Consider the following 18,852-nt stretch of genomic DNA (forward strand, 5'->3'; position numbering starts at 1 on the left):
GATCAGTTAACCGAGATGGCGCAGTCGAAGCTTTCCACCGCCGGTACTTCCGGTGTCCATGGCTGTGAGTAGGTAAGGCGCAAACGGCCCGTGCCTGCGGTGAAGGACTGAAAGCGCCAGGTCGAGATGCCGGCGCTGCCGACGATCCCCGCATCTTCCGGGTTGCTGTAAACCTCGGGGCTGAGCGCGCGCAATACGCCACCGGCCGAATCCTGGATTGCCCAGCGGTAACCCGTGGTCGGGTTGCTTGGCAGGGTCAGGATCAGGTTTTGCCCGCTGTGCAGTTTCACCGGGCAGTCGCTTTGTTTTTCCACGGTCACGTTCTGTTTCGGTTGCGTGGCGCAAGCGGTCAGCAAAGAGAGGGCGAGCGGGACAAACAGGCGGGTGGGGGACATAAGGTCAGTGGCTCCGGCATTCACGACGAACGGCGAGCATAACTGAAGATGAGACAAATTGTGACGAGGAGGAGAGATCGTTCCCGCGCACGTGGGAACGATCAGGTTACGGGGTCAGAACAATATTTTCGCCACATCCGCAAAGCGTTTGGCGAAGTGCACGGTAATCCCTTCTTTCAGATAATCCGGCAATTCTTCAAAGCTACCGCGATTAGGCTCCGGCAGGATCAATTCGAAGATCTTCTGCCGCCGCGCTGCAATCACCTTTTCACGCACGCCACCAATCGGCAGTACATGCCCGGTCAGCGTCAGTTCGCCGGTCATGGCCACGCCTTTTTTCGGCGCCTGATTGCGTGCGAGGGAGAGCAGGGCGCTGGCCATGGTCACGCCAGCGCTCGGGCCGTCTTTCGGGGTGGCGCCTTCCGGTACGTGCAAGTGAACGAAGGCTTCGTCGAAGAACTTCGGATCACCGCCAAACGACTTCAGATTGGAACTGACGTAGCTGTAGGCAATTTCCGCCGACTCTTTCATCACGTCGCCCAATTGCCCGGTGAGTTTGAAGCCCCGGTTGAGTGTGTGAATCCGCGTGGCTTCGATCGGCAGGGTCGCGCCGCCCATGCTGGTCCAGGCCAGGCCGGTGATGACGCCGGTGCCGGACAGTACCTGCTCGTTGCGGAATACCGGATGGCCGAGTGAGGCTTCGAGGTCTTTCGGGCCGATCTTGATCACCGCTTTTGGCTCGTCGATCAATTTCACGACGGCCTTGCGCACCAGTTTGCCCAGCTGTTTCTCCAGCTGCCGCACGCCAGCTTCACGGGCGTAACCGTCGATCAAGGCTTTCAACGCGGTGTCGCTGATGGCTAGGCTACCTTTCGATACGCCGGCCTTTTCCAGCTGCTTCGGCCACAGGTGACGCTTGGCGATGGCGATTTTTTCTTCGGTGATGTAACCCGACAGGCGAATCACTTCCATCCGGTCCAGCAATGGGCCGGGGATCGAATCCAGGGTGTTGGCGGTGCAGATGAACAGCACTTTCGACAAATCCAGACGCAAGTCCAGATAGTGGTCGAGGAATTCGACGTTCTGTTCCGGGTCGAGGGTTTCCAGCAACGCCGAGGCCGGATCGCCCTGGTAGCTCTGGCCCATTTTGTCGATCTCGTCGAGCATGATCACCGGGTTCATCACTTCGACGTCTTTCAACGCCTGCACGAGTTTGCCAGGTTGCGCGCCGATGTAGGTGCGGCGGTGGCCCTTGATCTCGGCTTCGTCGCGCATGCCACCGAGGCTGAAGCGGTAGAACGGCCGACCGAGGGATTCGGCGATGGATTTGCCGACACTGGTTTTACCCACGCCCGGCGGACCGACCAGCAGCACAATGGAGCCGCTGATCTCACCTTTGTAGGCACCGACCGCGAGGAACTCGAGGATGCGGTCCTTGATGTCGTCGAGGCCGGCATGGTGTTTGTCCAACACTTTGCGGGCGTGCTTGAGGTCGAGTTTGTCCTCGCCGAACACGCCCCACGGCACCGATGTCGCCCAGTCGAGGTAGTTGCGGGTGACCGCGTACTCCGGCGAACCGGTCTCGAGGATCGACAGCTTGTTCATTTCCTCTTCGATGCGTTTTTGCGCCTGAGCCGGCAGGACCTTGTCTTCCAGGCGCTGCTCGAATTGCTCGACGTCGGCGCTGCGGTCGTCCTTGGTCAGCCCCAGCTCTTGCTGAATGACCTTGAGTTGTTCCTTGAGGAAGAACTCGCGCTGATGCTCGCCGATCTTGCGGTTAACTTCGGCGGAAATTTCTTTTTGCAGGCGCGCGACTTCAACTTCCTTGCGCAGCATCGGCAGGACTTTTTCCATGCGCTTGAGCATCGGCACGCAGTCGAGCACTTCTTGCAGATCGTTGCCGGTGGCCGAGGTCAGGGCTGCAGCAAAGTCGGTCAGCGGCGACGGGTCGTTGGGGCTGAAGCGGTTGAGGTAATTCTTCAGCTCTTCGCTGTACAGCGGGTTGAGCGGCAGCAGTTCCTTGATCGCGTTGATCAGCGCCATGCCGTAGGCCTTGACCTCGTCGGTCGGCTCGGTGGGCTGGTGCGGGTATTCGACTTCGACCAGGTACGGCGGGCGATGGTGTTTGAGCCAGCTGCGAATGCGTACGCGAGTCAGGCCTTGGGCGACGAATTGCAGTTTGCCGTTTTCGCGACTGGCGTGATGTACCTTGACCAGGGTGCCGTAGAGCGGCAGGGCCGAGGTGTCGAAATGACGCGGATCTTCCTGGGGCGTGTCCATGTAGAACAGGGCCAGGGAGTGGTGATCGGATTTGCTCACCAAGTCGAGGGTTTCAGCCCACGGTTCTTCATTAACGATGACCGGCAGCACTTGGGCCGGGAAGAACGGGCGGTTGTGGATCGGGATGATGTAGACCTTGTCCGGCAGGTTCTGGCCTGGCAGGGCGAGGTCTTTGCCGGTGGAGTGGTGTTCGGCGTTCTCTGGGTCGGCGTATTCGCTCGGGTCTTCGGGGAATTCTTGCTGGTCGCTCATGGGGCACCTGCGCAATTGGGTATGGGTGTTAGATGGGGCGGGTGGGGGGTGGTTTCAATGGCGGGGGATATTTCTGGGTGTGTGTTCAGGGTTTGGACAGGTGCTTTTGACCTTGGCGGCCTTTGGGCCGACCAGGTTCACTTGTTCGGTGTACATATCCATTCCTGCGGTAACGGCGGCTGGCGGTTTCGTCCTTACGACGAGTCCCTTTGGCAAACGCCCCAAAGGAACCAAAGGTCTCGCCCCAAGCGTCCGGCCCCTCGCCTAGGCTCGGCGTTCCTTCGCTCCGGTATCCATCCGGGGACACTGCCCTCCGGTCTGCTTCGCGACGACCTACATGCAGCGTGTTCGACTGCGTCGAACGGCGCTGCGCGCCACTCCCCGGATGAACACCTCCACTCAGCCTCCCGAAGGGGCGGGTGGATCAAGATCAAGAGCTGCAGGCGAGCTAACGCTCGGCCTGTTGAGTGGTGAGGGGCGTGGGTGTAGCCGATTTGTTGTGGGAGCGAGCCTGCTCCGGGCGGCGTTCCGACGAAGGCGATTTAACAATCAACATCAATGTTGACTGATACACCGCTGAGCAGGCTCGTTCTCACGGGGGGATTAACTGTGTGGCGAAGGTTTTGGTGTGTTGATGTTATCCAGCATCCGGTTCGCCGTGATTTCAGCCAGCATGATGCTGTTTGAAATACCCAGCAGGGCATTGCGCGACCCACCGTCCAGATGGTCCACCAAGTGATGGACCATCACATCGACCGATGCCAGCGTCTCCACTAAATAAACCGCCAGGGTTTCGGTCGTGGCGGCTGGGTCCACGCTAAACAGGGAACTGGGTGTGCGCGGCGTGGCTTTGATGTCGGCAATCGACGGGAAGTGGAAGTCGAGGGCCCGTTCGGCGGCTTCGTTGAGTTTTTTTGAATCGACGGATTCGTAGGGGGATACGTCGTCGGTTTCCGGGGGATTTGGTGTTTCTTTGAACATGGTGAAGCTCCAAATGAGAAATGGAGCTGCCATTGATCGCCGCGACGCGATCAAAGGTGGCAGCTGTACGCAGGTTCGCGGACCGAGCCACTTGGAAAACCCGGCATACCCGAAGGTATCCCGCGCACAGCCACCATTACACCAAACGCCAAGCACCGAAGTGCTACGGTTTGGGCCGGGTGATTATGCACCAAATGGACTTACCAGGCCGCGACGCCTGGTCGCTGATTTGCAGCGACTCCCAAAGCCTATCCTCCCGGCTTCCGACCCGACAACCGATAGAACCTGTCGGAATCCTCCCCCAGAGCAGCCAATTCTGTAGGACGTACGCAAATTTGTTCAGGCCGATCTCGAACGAATGTGGGAGCGAGCTTGCTCGCGAAGGCTGTTTAACATTCAACATCAATGCTGCCTGAGACACCGCTTTCGCGAGCAAGCCCGCTCCCACAGGGGATGCGTGGTGTGGCGGGAAATCCAGCAGCCACAAAAAAAGGCGACCCCTCACAGGAGTCGCCCTTTTCGTTAACCGCCGCTAAACCTTACTCGGACAGTTTGTACGCAATCACATAGTCACCCTGCTTGGTGCCCAGCGAACCGTGACCGCCCGCAACGACGAGCACGTATTGCTTGCCGTCCTTGCCGGTGTAGGTCATTGGCGTGGTTTGCGCGCCGGCTGGCAGGCGGCCTTCCCACAACTGCTTGCCGTTTTTCACGTCATAGGCGCGCAGGTACTGGTCGAGGGTGCCGCTCAGGAAGCCCACACCACCGGCAGTGGTGAAGGTGCCGCCCAGGCTTGGCACGCCCATGCTCAGCGGGATCGGAACCGGCGAGCTGTCCCTCACGGTGCCGTTTTTGTGCATCCAGATGGTTTTGTGGGTGGTCAGGTCGATCGCCGCCACGTAGCCCCATGCTGGCGCCTGGCAGGGCAGGCCCATTGGCGAAAGCAGTGCTTCGAGGACAACGCCGTATGGCGCGCCTTTGTTTGGCTGCACGCCTTCGGTTTCGCTTTTGCGCGGGCCTTGGGCGGCGATGTCGGCGGCCGGGATCATTTTTGATTTGAACGCCATGTAGCTCGGGTTCACGAAAGCGATCTGACGCACCGGATCTACCGAGATACCACCCCAGTCGAACACGCCGAAGTTGCCTGGATAAACGATCGAACCTTGCAGCGATGGCGGTGTGAACGGGCCGTCGTAGCGCAGGGATTTGAAGTCGATCCGGCAGATCAGTTGGTCGAACGGGGTGACGCCCCACATGTCGCGTTCCTGCAACGGTGGCGGCATCAGGTTCAGGTCGGACTTCGGTTGGGTCGGCGAGGTGCGATCCCCTTCGACCGCACCTTGCGGTACTGGCACTTCGTTGATCGGCACGATCGCCTGGCCAGTGCTGCGGTCCAGCACGTAGATGCTGCCTTGCTTGGTCGACACGAGTACCGCTGGCTTCACGCCGTCTGCGGTTTTCAGGTCCATCAGGGTTGGCTGGCCGCCGACGTCCATGTCCCACAGGTCGTGGTGGGTGAGCTGGAAGTGCCAGCGCACCTTGCCGGTGCCGATGTCCAGCGCGGTCAGGCCGGCGGCGTGCAGCTCTGATTCAGGCGTGCGAGCGCCACCGAACTGGTCCGGGGTCTGGTTGCCCATCGGCAGGTAAAGCATCCCGAGTTTTTCGTCGACGGCGAACATGGACCACATGTTCGGCGAGTTGCGGGTGTAGACCTTGCCTTCGGCAATCGGCGTGGTGTCGTCCGGGTTGCCGCTGTCCCAGTTCCACACCAGTTTGCCGGTGTGCACGTCGAACGCGCGGATCACGCCGCTTGGCTCGTCGGTGGAAACGTTATCGGTGACGTGGCCGCCAATCACCACTAGATCTTTAGTGACTGCTGGAGGCGAGGTGGAGTAGTAACCACCGGCGTTGAAGCCGCCGATGTTGGCGCTCAGGTCGACCTGACCCGCGTTACCGAAGTCTTCGCACATCTTGCCGGTGTCGGCGTTCAGGGCGATCAGACGGGTGTCGGCAGTCGGCAGGAAGATCCGGCGCGGGCAGACGTTGCTGACCGGAGCAGGGCTAGCAGTGCCCGTCGGGCTCTGCTCGGACGCGTAAGCGGCGTCATCGTGATACGTCACGCCACGACAGGTCATGTGCGCCCAACCCTTGAAGTTCGCCGCGTTTTGCGTGGAGAGCTTCGGATCGAAACGCCAGAGTTCCTTGCCGGTGTCCGGGTCCAGCGCGATCACCTGGCTGTGCGGCGTGCAGACGTAAAGCATGCCGTTGACTTTCAGCGGGGTGTTTTCGGCAGTGGTTTCACCCGGATCGTTCGGCCCGGGCAGATCGCCAGTGCGATAGGTCCAGGCCGGTACCAGTTTGTTCACGTTTTGCGGCGTGATCTGCGCCAGTGGCGAGTAACGATCGCCGTGCGCGCTGCGGCCGTAGGAGTTCCAGTCACCGTCGGGCATGGCCGGGGCGGTGTTGGTCATGCCCGGCACGCTGTCGCGGTCCAGTTGGCCTTTGATTTCACCGGGATTGGTGAATTGGCTGGCCAGCGCAGCAACGGCGGCCAGCACCACGGCCACGCTCAGTGCGCCGGTGCCCATCGGCGCAGGGCCGGCAATCAGCAGCGGACGGCGCAACCACGGCAGCAGCATGACGAGGCCCAGCGCAAACAACATCGCCAGACGCGGCACCAGTTGCCACCAATCGAGGCCGACTTCCCACAAGGCCCAAATGGTGCTGGCGAACAGCACCAGCGCGTAAAGGCTTAGCGCAGCGCGGCGTGCCAGGATCATCAACACGCCGGTCAGCGCCAGGCCGATACCGGCTAGCAGGTAATACAGCGAGCCGCCGAGCATGCTCAGCTTGATCCCCCCGGCCAGCATGGCCAGGCCCATTAGCAGAAGCAGAATGCCGAGCAAGGTCGGCAGTAGACGGCTTCGACTCAAAGCACCATCAGTGCTCATAGTGTGGTTCTCCGTGACGTTTCAAGTAGTCCCGCGCAAGTTCACTGTAGATGACGATCCTGTGCGGGCAGGGTTCATTAAGAAACTGGGTTAGAAGGACGATTGCACTTTTATCCCGCCAATCAGCGCGTCATCGACCTTGTCCACGCCGCCGGGGTGGCGGATGTATTGCAGGTTCGGGCGCACGGTCAGCCAGTTCGTGACGTGCACGCCGTAATAGAGTTCGGCGCTGTATTCGGTGTCTTGCGGTGGCAAGAAGGACGGGTCGTTGTAGTCGAAGACGGCGCGGGCCCGATTGGTCGCCTCGGCGTTCTTGCGGTAGGCCGGGTTGACGTGAACCCGGGCGAGGGCGAAACCGATGTCGTCCCTGGCGCGCGCATCGAACAAGCCTTTGTAGACGACGCCAGCCTGGACATAGTTGTCGATGGCGTTGGTCTTTTTGTCGTGCATCGTGCCGTTGGCAAACACACTCAGGCCGCGGGAGTTGTCGCTGGCACGGCTGGTGATCTGCTGCTGCACACCGAGCCACACGCCGTGTTTGCTCGACGCGCTGCGGTACGCCTCGCCACTCAGCGCTGCCGGTTGGCCGTTGCTGTCTTTATAGGCATCTGTGGCCTTCGCGTTGCTGTAGTAGTAACCAGCGCGGTATTCACCCGGTAGGCCATTGAGCTTCGGCGACCAGACCAATTCCACTGGCAAAATCGCGCCCTGGGTGCCGCTGCCGCTGAGCTTGAAGCCATTGTCACGATCGAGGTTCGACGGGTTCTGCTCATAGGCGCCAACCTGCGCATACAGCTCTGGCGTCAGGTGATATTTGACCCGCATCGCCCACTGGCTGACCGGCCAGTTGTACCAGATGCCGCCGACCCAGTTGCCGACCTGCGAACCGCAAAACGCCAGGTTCTGGAAGTCGCACGGGAAGCTGTTGAAGTCTTCGCCCTCGCCGAAACGACCGACCTTGATGTCGAGTTTCTGATCGAAAAATTTCTGCTGATACCACATCTGCGTCAGGCGCCAGGTCTGGCCACGGCCCCAGACTTCCTGGGCCGAGGTGAAACCGCCGACCCGTGGGTCGTTGATTCGGTCGTTGCTGATGTTGTTGCCGTTACGCTCGGTGATGGTCAGCTGAAACTCGGCGTCGTCCCAGCCCAGAATCTTCTGCAAGTCCATATGGGTTCCGAGGCCGAACTGGTCGCTGTAGCGAGCGGTGCGGTCATGGTCGTAACCACCGTGCAGATTGCTGCCCATTTCGCCGGTGTAATCGACTTTTAAATCGTAGCCTTTTTCCGAAAGTTCGGTGCGCGAGCCGTTCCAGTCGCCGAGCATCCACGGCGACTCGCTATCGAAGGCCGGAGCGGCCTGGGTGCAAGTGGCGAGGCCCAGCGCGGCGAATCCGCCGATCAGGTTCAGGGCTTTTCGGCGGGCAATAACGGTGCAGACAGCGCTGTCTCGCAGAGTTTTAAAATAAGGCATAGGAGAATTAATTCTGGGTCTTTTTCTGGGAAGTGAACTGAAGCGGCGGTATGACGCGGGCAGCGGAAGCGTTTCAGCTTGACGGGCGCAAGGATAATGTCCTGTTACAAATAGAGAAAGCGCTTTTAACGACATGAATTCTTTCGTATTCGGTAACAGTGCCGGGAGGCGATCTTTGAGGGTTCACCTACATTTAACGGACAGCACACAGATCGCTTTCCACCAACGAAGCCCTCGGCTAAGGTGCGCGGCTTCTTTACCCTTTCTACGCTCGAAGGCCCGGCATGACCGAACAGAACAACAACCCACTGCACGGCGTGACGCTGGAGCAAATCCTCAACGCGCTGGTTGAACACTACGAATGGTCGGGGTTGGCCGAGCGCATCGACATCCGCTGCTTCAAGAGTGACCCGAGCATCAAGTCGAGCCTGACATTCCTGCGTAAAACCCCGTGGGCACGAGAGAAGGTCGAGCACTTGTACGTGAAGTTGATGCGCACCAAGCGCCCGGTCTGACTATGGTCAACCCACCGACGCCAGGTTCTGCCGCGCGGCGTCGTGTTGTTGCCGTGGCTGCGGTGCTGGGCTGGGCCGGTCTGGCCATTCAGCTGTACCTGATTTTCTACTCACGCTGGACCCTGGCGGCCAGTCTGCTGGGTGGACTGGTCAGCTTCTTCAGCTATTTCACTGTGCTGACCAATACGCTGGTGGCGACCGTGCTGACCTGTGAACTGACGTCCCGCGAGTCGGCGGCGCGACGCTGGTTCTTGCAGCCGTGGGTGAGTAGCGGGATAGCCGTGAGCATCGCCGTGGTCGGCCTGGCGTACAACGTGTTGTTGCGCCATTTATGGCATCCGCAAGGCTGGCAATGGCTGGCCGATGAACTGATGCATGACGTCATGCCGCTACTGTTTCTGGTTTATTGGTGGTTCTGTGTGCCGAAAGGCACGTTGCGACTGCGGCATATCGCTGCGTGGGTGATCTATCCACTGGTGTACTTTGCGTATGCGTTGTGGCGCGGGCATCTGCTGGCGGTTTATCCCTATCCTTTCATTGATGTCGACAAGCTGGGTTATCCACAGGTGTTCGTGAATGCCGGGGGGGTATTGGTGGGGTTTGTGGTGGTTGCATTGTTGTTGATCGCTCTTGATAGATGGCACGCCCGAAAGTGAACACTCATTGTGGCGAGGGGGTTTGCCCCCTCGCCACAAAAGCCTTGAATCAATCCTCGTCGCTGCCATCCAGCCGCCAATAGCCGACGGCTTTGACGAACTGCTCGTTAAGCCCATGCTCATCCAGTAACACCCGGCGAATCTGCCGCGATACTTTGCTCTCGGTTGCCACCCACGCATACAGATTGCCGCTCGGCACTTGCAGCTGTTTCACCGTCGTCAACAGGTTGTCCTTGCCACCCTCGCGCAGTACCCAGATCACATTGACCTGCGCGGCGCTTTCCAGATGTTGCTGCTCGGAGCCGTTCTCCACTTCGACAATCACCAGTGCCCGGCGATTCGCGGCCAGGCCTTCCAGCCGTCGAGCGATGGCGGGCAGGGCGGTTTCGTCGCCGATCAGCAAGTAGCTGTCGAACATGTCCGGCACGATCATCGAGCCGCGTGGCCCGCCGATGTGCAGGAACTGGCCGGGTTTGGCCTGCTCTGCCCACGTCGAGGCAGGGCCGTCGCCGTGCAGTACGAAGTCGATGTCCAGTTCCAGCGTGTTCAGGTCGTAACGGCGCGGCGTGTAGTCACGCATCGCCGGCATCGGCCCGTTGTCTTTACCGGTACCGAACACCAGGGTTTCCAAGGCTGCTTGTTCCGCCGCGTTTTGTGGGAAAAGCAGTTTGACGTGGTCGTCCGTACCGAGGCTGATGAAGCCGGCCAGTTCAGGACCGCCCAGCGTGATGCGGCGCATGCGCGGCGTCAGGTCGACCACCCGCAACACTTGCAGACGACGGCGTTTGATTTCATGCATGACACGGTGAATGGATTGCACGATCACTTCAGTCATTCGGCTTGCTCCTGAACGGGTTGAACGACAGGGCCATCGACGATGGCTTTGGCGGTGTTGTTGAGCAGGTCGCGCACCCGCAGGATTTCTTCCGGGCTCCAGCGACCGTGATGCAGTTGCAACGCATGACGCAGGTTGTGCACCGCTTCATGGATCTCGGGCGGTCGATCGTGGCCGCGCAACGAGCGCTTGCTGACATCAATGCGCATGCGCACGCCGTCCAGGGCAACCGCCTGCTCGCTCAACGACAGACGTCCGGCGTCGGTGATGCTGTAGCGTTTTTTCCCGCCTTCGGCGTCGCCCTGAATCATTTCGCTCTCTTCCAGAAACGTCAGGGTCGGGTAGATCACGCCGGGGCTGGGGCTGTAGGCGCCGTCGAACATGCTTTCGATCTGGCGGATCAGGTCATAGCCGTGGCACGGCTGCTCGGCGATCAGCGCCAGCAACAGCAATTTCAGATCGCCAGGGGCGAAGACACGAGGGCCGCGACCGCCGCGTTCCCGGCCGGGGCGTTTCTCGAAGCCGTCGCGACCGTCGCCGTGCTCGCGGTGGGGGGAATGATGGTCTCTCATTTTTCTGATCTCTGTCGTGTTTAGATACAACTTAAGATATATCGTAAGGCGTAAACAAGGCTTTTTTGTGGGACTCGTCTTTCAGTCGACGAGTGGCAGGTTCCTTTGAACGATCAGATTCCCGGATGCGCCAAGCAAATTCTTTTCATAGGAAGACGGCTCGATAAATTAAAGTCATTGCTCTATTTTTAATTGAGTTGATATTCTAAAAAACTTCAAAGTCCCCGGGTCACTAGTTGGAATTGCTGTATGGTTTTTTAGCTGAAACTGTATGTAGGGCGGAACTTACAGCTGCTGTTTTGTATTTTGATTTTTTGTTCTTTTTTCTTTCCGGTCATGGGGTTATTTAACTACGTGCTCATAGGAAGTTGCCTGCTTACATTCCAGAACGAACAGTCGATCATGCCCCGGCATTGAAAGTCCACACCAACACGACCCTGACGGGTAGGCGTTGTTTGAACTTTCAATGAACCGATCCTCTTCTAGAAAACAGGTACTGAACGATGTTCAAGAAATTCGCTATTGCTGCTCCATTGGCTGTTCTGGCACTGGGTTCCTCCATGGCTTTCGGCGCGGGTGAAGCTCGTCACTCCATCAGCCTCATCGCCCACGTACCGACCAACGGCTTCTACGTGGTTGCGACCGACCCTGACCTGGTCAACAAGGACCAAGACATGAGCTATCTGCCGACCACCGGCAAGATGGGCGAAGTCAACGGCTTCTTCGACGTGCGCAACAACAACGGTTCGGTTTCCGCCAGCCTGGAGAGTCTGCCGAAGCTGATCGCCGGATCCACCGCGATCGATCTGCAAGTCTCGTTCAACAACAGGGTCCTGACCACGACACCGCAAATGGTCGTGGGTGAGGCAGAGTCCGACGTGAACTTCCGCGCACCACTCAATATCAAGGCGTTGGGTACTACCTTCGAACCGGGCGATTACACCGGTGCCGTGGCAATGATCTTCGACGCCGTCACCCCTTGATCGAACGATCAGGCACTAAACGCTAACTTTTATAAGTAGCGTTACCCGGCGGACAACCTGTACGGCTTGTCCGCCGGACCTCAACTTGTTCGTAATCAGAGTACGAGTTCATGTTCCCGATGACACCCATCGCGGCCGCGCTTGCGCTGTTGTTTTGTGCCAGCGCAATGGCGGCTCCTGTTTCCGCCGGTACGACCCCGCGAAGTCTGTTGGCGCAGGCCAAGGGTTTGCCAGCGGATTTCGAGGAGCATTTTTTTGATGTGCCTCTGGCTGTTCGGGTCGAACTCGATCAACAGCCTCTGGGGGAAGCCATGGTGGTGTTGTCCCGTGATGATCGCATCACCCTCCTCGAATTCACCGACACCAGCGAAAACCGTTACGGCCCGGCCGAGCGGGAAAAGTGGGCTGGTTATCTCAAACCCGGCGTGCCGTTGGGCACGTGCACCGGTTCTTGCCCCGATCAGGTGCTGGCTGTGCACTACAACCTGGAAAACTCGCTGGTTTCGATCCTCACCGAAAATGCCGAGCGCGACCTGGAAGCCAAGCGCTATTTCGAGCAACCCTTGGGCGGCAGCAGCGGCCTGATGGTGCGCAACCAGCTCAATCTTAATGGCGGCCAGCAACAGGACCTGGGCGGGCGCTTCGGGCTTGAGGCCAGTGGCAGCCTGGGCAACTGGAGCCAGACGTTCAACATGCAACTAGCCCGTCTCGGCGGCTTGGATGACAAGCTTTACCACGCAGTGCACGAGCTTTACACCCAGCGCGAACTGCAAGGCAGTTTCCTGCGGCTGGGCTATTTCACCCCCAATTCCGAAGGGCTGACCCGCCAACCGCGCACGTTTGGCACCAGCCCCGACACCGCTGTCGGCGTCATGTACGGCAGCTCCGACAGCCTGGCGATCAACACGCCGATGCCCAGCGTCTATCCGATCTATGTCACCGCCAATCGCCAAGGCTCGGTGGAGATCTATCGCGATGGCCTGCTGATCAACACCCAGTCGGTTCCCGCCGGTTTGCAGACGCTCGACACCCGGCCGCTCTCAGGCGGGATCTATGAAGTGGAAGTGCGCTTGATCGAGGACGGCCAGATCACCTCGACCACCCGCGAGTTGGTGTACAAGCCTAACAACTGGCGCAACCTCGACGAGCGCTGGCGCTACAACCTGTTTGCCGGTGAAGAAAGCAAACTGCTCAGCAACTGGGATCAACAGGCCAGCGGCAGTGCGACGGCGGGGGCTTCGGTCAATTACCTGATGCACCCGCGGGTGATTGTCGGCGCGTCGGCGCGGCAGATCCGCGAAAAAATGCAGTTCGGCACGTCCATCGACTGGACGCTGGCCAACCAGATCAGTCTGTACGCCAACGTTTACCAGACGCAGGATCATGGCACCGGCCTCGATCTGCAGAGCCTTTATAACTATGGCGCCGGCAGCCTGGTCGTCAGCCACAACCGCAGCTGGCTCGACACCACCAATATTTACGACACCCTGCCGGACGGCACGCGGGTGCGGCAACGCAATGTATTCGTCGGCGAAACCAGCAACTCATCGCTGGCGCTCAATCATCGGATCACCAGCAAAGCCTCAATCAATGCCCGGGTTTCCCACAGCGAGGGCAACACCGAGGGCGTCGGCCTGGACATAGGCTGGAACCAGCGCACCGTGCTGTTCGGCAGCGATGCCAACTGGCGCTTGTCGTTGTTCGATCGGCCGGGCAGTTTCAGCAGCGGCGATGCGCGCAATCGCGGCGTCGATCTGAGCATCAACCTCGCGCTGGGCACGCCGGGTGAGCAGATTACCGGCAGCATCGGCTCGCGCACCGACCGCGACGGCGGCCGCGACAACAACGCCTCCATCGGCTGGCGCAAGGATTTGAAGGATCACGTGCTGCAGAACGTCTCGGTGACAGCGCTCACCGACACCTATGGCTTGGGCATGACCAGCCTGGCCAACTTGCGCACCGACGCCATCAACGCCGACGGCTTTATCCAGCGTTCGTCCTACAACGGCAACTTCACCGGTGGTCTGAACGTGGACAGCACTCTGGTCATGGGTGGCGAGAAAATGGTGTTGACCAGCCAGCATGAAATGCGCGGCGCCGGGCTGATTGTCGACGTGGAATCGGACATCGATGACATCGCCCTGCGCGCCGACGATTACAGCGGCGGCAGCGCGGCATTGCGGCCGGGGCGCAATTTCATCCCGATCACCGCCTACCAGAACAGCTCGGTGAGTTTCGACTTTGAAGGCAACCACGTGCCGGCCGCTACGATCGAACCGGCGCGCACCCGTTACCACTTGAACAAGGGCGGCGTGGAGTACCGCAAGATCCGCGTGATGAAAACCCTGACCGTGCTCGGCCGACTGGTCGACCCGCAAGGGAAGCCGCTCAAGGGCCACCACGTGATCAACCACGCCAGTCGCGGGGTGACGGAAGTAGACGGCTTCTTCTCGATGGAAATGAACGCCGGATCGCCGACCCTTGAAGTGCGTCAGGGCAACCAGTTGCTCTGCCAGTTCCGCCTCGATGCGAGCCAGCATCGCAGTGAAAACAATGTGCTGATGATTGGAGACCTGCGCTGCACGCCGGACACCCTCGCTGACCTCACGTCCACTGAACAGAAGGCCGGGTGATCATGAAAAGGACTTCGAGGTGGCTGGGTCTGGGACTGTCGCTGGCCGTGTCTTCGGCAGAGGCGGTCAATCAGGAGATCAAGGCGTCATTCGCGCCCGATCCATCGCAGCCGAGTAAAAACGTTTTCACAAACCGAACCCCGAACAGTGGCTACTGCGCGACTTACCCAGAGCAGTGTGCTCAATACAACATGTTCAGTATTCAAGTGCCTGTGCGTTTCGATTCCCAGCGCGTCATTTTTCCCGGTTACGCGATCGCGTTAAAGGTACCGGCCAACTGGCGGCAGCTGACGGTAACCAACAGCGAAACACAAGAAACAGAAACCGTAGAGGTTCGCATCACCGGTATTGGTTCGGAGTTTTTCCTGAGTGATTCCGTCACCAAGCTGACCGGAGAGCCGGTGATCAATGTAGCCCATGACAAGCTGTGGACCAGCAATGGCTGGGTTTACCCCCCATCCCCGTGTCAGTACAGCGGTGTAGCGAGCTATGGCGCAATAAGTTATCGGTTTTTCTGGAAAACGCCCGCGCAGGAGGAGTGTTACAAGGTGGCTGCCTTCAACATTCCAGCGATGTACTTCAATAAATTCGATTTTGCCTATGAGCTGCGCACGCCCAATCCTTTGGGCATGTCCTCCGGAACGTATACCGGCACGTTGTCCTACTCCATTGGTTCTGCTCGGGATTTTAGCTTCGGGCCCAATATGCAGCCGAATGACGACATGCTCACGCTCGACTTTGTGCTGGATGTAAACCACACCCTGAAAGTAGAAATTCCCCCGGGTGGCAACAAAGTTCTCCTTGCACCCGCCGGGGGCTGGCAAAGCTGGCTGCAGAGCGGACGCAAGCCGGTGCGATTGTTCCGCGACCAGACCTTCAATATTTCCGCCTCGTCTCGATTCAAGATGTATCTGGAGTGTTCATTCACGCTGGGAACCGGCTGCGGTGTGAGTGATTCAGGCAGCCTTATCTTTGCTCCGTTGAAGGTCAGCGTGACCATGCCCAATGGGGTGACCGATGAGTACGGCAACCCGGTCCAGCGCCGGGAGCTGAGCACTGTCGCAAGCCCCGCCATGCTCCAGGCCAGCCACTTTGTGGACCGCAAGCCGGGCCAGTTGCACTTCGAACTGGAGGCGTTCGAGCCGATTTTCAGCCCCACAGCGCCCAAGCGTTATGCGGGCAACGTGGTGGTGGTGTGGGATTCGGAAGTCTGATGACCAACGTATCGAGGAAGCAGAAATGACCAGGCCAATAGCCCTCGCTTTGGGCGCGGGCGTCCTGATGCTGATGAGTGCATCGGCGTTCGCGACGCGCGAAGAACATGCCTTCGAAGTCTTGGTGGAGATTCCCGCCCCGAGTTTTTATGTAATACCGAGCGAGCCCGACTGGATTCATCGCGACCAAATATTGCCGTGGAATCTGAGCACCGGGACGTTGGGCGGATTACGCAAGAACTTCGATGTCAAGCATGACACCAGCGCCATTGAAGCCCGGCTGGAAAGTGAGGCGTACCTGTCCAACGGAAATGACGAGCAGAACATTTTTTTGCAGGTCAAGTTCAACGGCCATGCACTGAGTCATGAGTTGCCGCCCCGCAAAGTGGTGTCGGCTACCGAGGCGATGATGGGGGGGCGCTTTGCGCTGGAGATACAGCCCAAGGTTCCCGTTGGAGGTTTCCAGCCGGGAAGCTACTACGGAGCGGTGCAACTGATTTTCAGTGCCGAGGCGCCGTGAAGGCCATGCAATGCAAAGGCGGAATCAAATAATGCAAAAGTGTTTGCGGTACCTGGGGCTGTTGGCGGTGCTGAGCGCGCCCTCGGCGCAGGCGGTGACTCAGGAGATCCGGGCGTTGTTTCAACCGGATCCCGGGCAGCCGAACAAAAATGCGTTCATCAACAAGACACCGAACACCGGGTATTGCGCGCTTTATCCAGCGCAGTGCACCGAGAATGGCATGTTCAGCATTCAGATCCCGGTCCGGTTCAACTCCCAGCGCGCCATGAATCGGGGTGAAATTCTCCAGTTGCGGGCGCCGGCCAACTGGCGAAAGCTGACCGTCACCAATGCGCAAACCCAGGAAACGGAAACCGTCGAGGTGCGCATCATTGGTATGGGCTCCGAGTACGTGCTCAGTGACGATGCCACCGTTTTGACTGGGGTATCAGACAACCTTTTAGCGCATCAGGCTCTTTGGAAGGAAAGCAGCTGGGTTAACGCACCGCCGCCCTGTCAATACAGTGGTGTAGGGTTCCTCGTTCCTCGCGCCTACCGGTTTTTCTGGAAAACGCCGGAAGAGGCGCTTTGTACGAAGACCACGCAGTTCCACATTCCTGCGATTTCTTTCGACACCGTGGATATCGCCTATGAATTACGAACGCCCAATCCTCTGGGTATGTCGTCCGGGCTGTACAACGGGTCGTTGACCTACACCCTCGGCCCTCAAGCGGATTTCATGTTTGGGTCCATGATGTACCCGGATGACGCTGCCCTGACCCTGGACTTCGTACTGGACGTCCAGCACACCCTGAAAGTCGATGTGCCGCCAGGCGGTGACAAGGTTTCGCTGGAACCGGCGGGCGGCTGGCGGCAGTGGATCGACGGTGGCACCAAACCCACCAGCATCTTCCGCGACCAGATGTTCTACCTCTCAGCCTCGTCGCGCTTCAGGGTCATGATGCAGTGCCGCGACTCGCAGGGTGGCGACCGCTGCCAGATGAGTGGAGGGGGTAAAACGGCCGATGTAACCACCCGCATGACGTTGCCTGCCGGAATTACCAACGGCGGCTATCCGGTGAACCGCTATTTGCTGCAACACAACATCTGGAGCGGGATATTCCAACCGGGACAGTACGTGAATCGCCAGATCGGGATGCTGCACTTCGCAATCCCCAGCGACTCGATCCAGCGCTTGCTGGAACCCGGCACGAGCGCCTCGCTTTCCACCGACATCACCATCATCTGGGACTCGGAAGTCTGAGTTTTTCAGTGCGGACGCATTAATTTTTAGAGGATCGAAAACGATGAATCGTGTGTTTTTACTGTGGGCGCTCAGTTTGTTTTGCAGCATTGCGCAGGCCGGGCCGCAGATCAATGTCGGGACGGTGTATGACTACCTGGATGCGGACAAAAGTACTTACCTGAAACGGGTGTTCAATAGCGGTGACGCCACCGCTTTCGTCAAGATCAATGTGTTGGAAATCATCTATGACGCCGATGGCACAACCCGCGAGGTGCCGGTCGAAACCGCCGCCGATGGCGCCTCGCGCAACGGCGTCATGGCCAGCCCGGCACGGCTGATCGTGCCGGCCCAGGGCATGCAAGGATCTAGACTGTTGTACATGGGCGAACGCAATCGCGAACGTTACTTTCGGGTGCGTTTCGTGCCGGTGGTGCCGGAAAAGGAAGATGACTTTGTGGGAACCCAGGAGGAGCGCGATGACTACAAAAAGAGCTTGTCGGCCGGGGTCAACCTGATGACCGGGTTCGGCACGATTTTTTTCGTGCGGCCCAAGGACGCGCGATTTGAGACCGCCGTCAACGAAACCGCCAGTCGCTACGAACTGCGTAACAACGGCAACACAGTGGTGATCGTCGATGAGTTCAAAAGCTGTTCATTGGCGGAGGAAACCGATTGCGGTCCGACCACCAAGCATCATGTACTGGCCGGCAAGACGTTCGCCTTCGATAAGGAAAAGGGCCGTGAATATCGCTTCGCTCTGATCGAGGGCGGTGCGAAGAAAAATCTCACCATCGTGAGCCGATGACGACTTCTTGCGATGCACAGGGCAGGTAATCGATATGATCAAGCAATGCGCGTTCTTCGCGTTGACGGCAATTGCCGGGCTGATGGATTCCGTAGCGTGGGCAGCTCGGGAGCAGCACACCTTTCAGCTGTTTCTGGAAGTCCCGAACCGCTCGTTTTACATCATGCCGACGGAACCCGGCTGGATACATCAGCTGCAGCGCCTGGACTGGAACCCAGTCACTTCGGATCTGAGCACCGTGCGCAAGTATTTTGATGTGCGGCATGAATCCAGCGCGATCCAGGCGCGCCTGGAAGACTGGCCCCATCTGAGCAACGGCAGGCCATTCGAAACCCTTAATTTACGGGTCCGCTTCAATGGCGTGGATTTGCGACCCGACGTTGCTCCGCAGGATGTCGTGTCGCAAGCGGACGCGGCGACGGGCGTCCGCGTTTTACTCGAGATTATTCCGCTGAAACCGTGGATGGGTTATCGGCCGGGCGATTACAGTGGCAACGTTCTGTTGATGTTCAACGCCAAAACACCGGGCACATGAATGTCCGCATCAACGGGTACCCCTGAT

Annotated in this window: 16 protein-coding genes; 9 read left to right on the plus strand and 7 right to left on the minus strand. The window is 59.0% G+C overall.

Annotated features, from left to right (window positions below; translation table 11 throughout):
• Positions 1–2: 2 nt before the first annotated feature.
• From ACYZTU_RS06555 to ACYZTU_RS06575, 5 genes are all read right to left on the minus strand, one after another.
• On the minus strand, positions 3–395 hold the full coding sequence (locus tag ACYZTU_RS06555; RefSeq protein WP_461968848.1) for a protease inhibitor I42 family protein: 393 nt from the start codon (positions 393–395) through the stop codon (positions 3–5).
• A gap of 114 nt (positions 396–509) precedes the next feature.
• Complete coding sequence (gene lon, locus ACYZTU_RS06560; RefSeq protein WP_461968850.1) at positions 510–2,927, minus strand: endopeptidase La; 2,418 nt, start codon at positions 2,925–2,927, stop codon at positions 510–512.
• Between the two features lie 603 nt (positions 2,928–3,530).
• Complete coding sequence (locus tag ACYZTU_RS06565; RefSeq protein WP_461968852.1) at positions 3,531–3,908, minus strand: DUF6124 family protein; 378 nt, start codon at positions 3,906–3,908, stop codon at positions 3,531–3,533.
• A gap of 539 nt (positions 3,909–4,447) precedes the next feature.
• A complete protein-coding gene (locus tag ACYZTU_RS06570; protein ID WP_461968853.1) occupies positions 4,448–6,859 on the minus strand; it encodes a glucose/quinate/shikimate family membrane-bound PQQ-dependent dehydrogenase in 2,412 nt (803 codons plus the stop codon).
• Positions 6,860–6,949: 90 nt separating this feature from the next.
• The gene (locus ACYZTU_RS06575) at positions 6,950–8,332 is read right to left on the minus strand and encodes a carbohydrate porin (RefSeq protein ID WP_461968855.1); all 1,383 of its coding nucleotides are present in this window, start codon (positions 8,330–8,332) and stop codon (positions 6,950–6,952) included.
• 284 nt (positions 8,333–8,616) lie between these two features.
• Between ACYZTU_RS06575 and ACYZTU_RS06580 the strand changes: the two genes are divergently transcribed.
• Together ACYZTU_RS06580 and ACYZTU_RS06585 are read left to right on the plus strand one after the other, a co-directional pair.
• Positions 8,617–8,847, plus strand: coding sequence for a VF530 family protein (locus ACYZTU_RS06580; RefSeq protein ID WP_282375289.1), 231 nt, complete (start codon positions 8,617–8,619; stop codon positions 8,845–8,847).
• Positions 8,848–8,849: 2 nt separating this feature from the next.
• Positions 8,850–9,503, plus strand: a complete 654-nt coding sequence (locus ACYZTU_RS06585) for a Pr6Pr family membrane protein (RefSeq protein ID WP_461968857.1) — start codon at positions 8,850–8,852, stop codon at positions 9,501–9,503.
• 49 nt (positions 9,504–9,552) lie between these two features.
• Here the strand turns inward: ACYZTU_RS06585 and ACYZTU_RS06590 are convergent, their stop codons facing one another.
• Entirely contained in the window at positions 9,553–10,338 is a 786-nt protein-coding gene (locus tag ACYZTU_RS06590) for a siderophore-interacting protein (RefSeq protein WP_461968859.1), read from the minus strand.
• Entirely contained in the window at positions 10,335–10,910 is a 576-nt protein-coding gene (locus ACYZTU_RS06595; RefSeq protein WP_461968861.1) for a PadR family transcriptional regulator, read from the minus strand. The genes ACYZTU_RS06590 and ACYZTU_RS06595 overlap by 4 nt, the downstream gene beginning before the upstream one ends.
• 503 nt (positions 10,911–11,413) lie before the next feature.
• On the opposite strand from ACYZTU_RS06595, the gene ACYZTU_RS06600 reads away from it, so the two are divergent.
• The 7 genes from ACYZTU_RS06600 (at position 11,414) to ACYZTU_RS06630 (ending at position 18,825) form a co-directional block, all read left to right on the plus strand.
• Positions 11,414–11,893, plus strand: coding sequence for a CS1 type fimbrial major subunit (locus ACYZTU_RS06600; RefSeq protein ID WP_461968863.1), 480 nt, complete (start codon positions 11,414–11,416; stop codon positions 11,891–11,893).
• 110 nt (positions 11,894–12,003) lie between these two features.
• Positions 12,004–14,526 (plus strand): CS1-pili formation C-terminal domain-containing protein, encoded by a 2,523-nt coding sequence (locus tag ACYZTU_RS06605; RefSeq protein WP_461968865.1) that lies wholly within the window; start codon positions 12,004–12,006, stop codon positions 14,524–14,526.
• 2 nt (positions 14,527–14,528) lie between these two features.
• Positions 14,529–15,740, plus strand: a complete 1,212-nt coding sequence (locus ACYZTU_RS06610; protein WP_461968867.1) for a hypothetical protein — start codon at positions 14,529–14,531, stop codon at positions 15,738–15,740.
• A gap of 25 nt (positions 15,741–15,765) precedes the next feature.
• Complete coding sequence (locus tag ACYZTU_RS06615) at positions 15,766–16,260, plus strand: CS1 type fimbrial major subunit (RefSeq protein ID WP_461968869.1); 495 nt, start codon at positions 15,766–15,768, stop codon at positions 16,258–16,260.
• A 31-nt stretch (positions 16,261–16,291) separates the two neighbouring features.
• On the plus strand, positions 16,292–17,503 hold the full coding sequence (locus ACYZTU_RS06620; RefSeq protein ID WP_461968871.1) for a hypothetical protein: 1,212 nt from the start codon (positions 16,292–16,294) through the stop codon (positions 17,501–17,503).
• Positions 17,504–17,546: 43 nt separating this feature from the next.
• Positions 17,547–18,290: a molecular chaperone gene (locus tag ACYZTU_RS06625; RefSeq protein ID WP_461968873.1), complete on the plus strand. Its 744-nt coding sequence runs from the start codon at positions 17,547–17,549 to the stop codon at positions 18,288–18,290.
• A 34-nt stretch (positions 18,291–18,324) separates the two neighbouring features.
• Positions 18,325–18,825, plus strand: a complete 501-nt coding sequence (locus tag ACYZTU_RS06630) for a CS1 type fimbrial major subunit (RefSeq protein ID WP_461968875.1) — start codon at positions 18,325–18,327, stop codon at positions 18,823–18,825.
• Positions 18,826–18,852: the final 27 nt, after the last annotated feature.

The sequence above is a fragment of the Pseudomonas sp. HLT2-19-2 genome, from assembly GCF_054898005.1.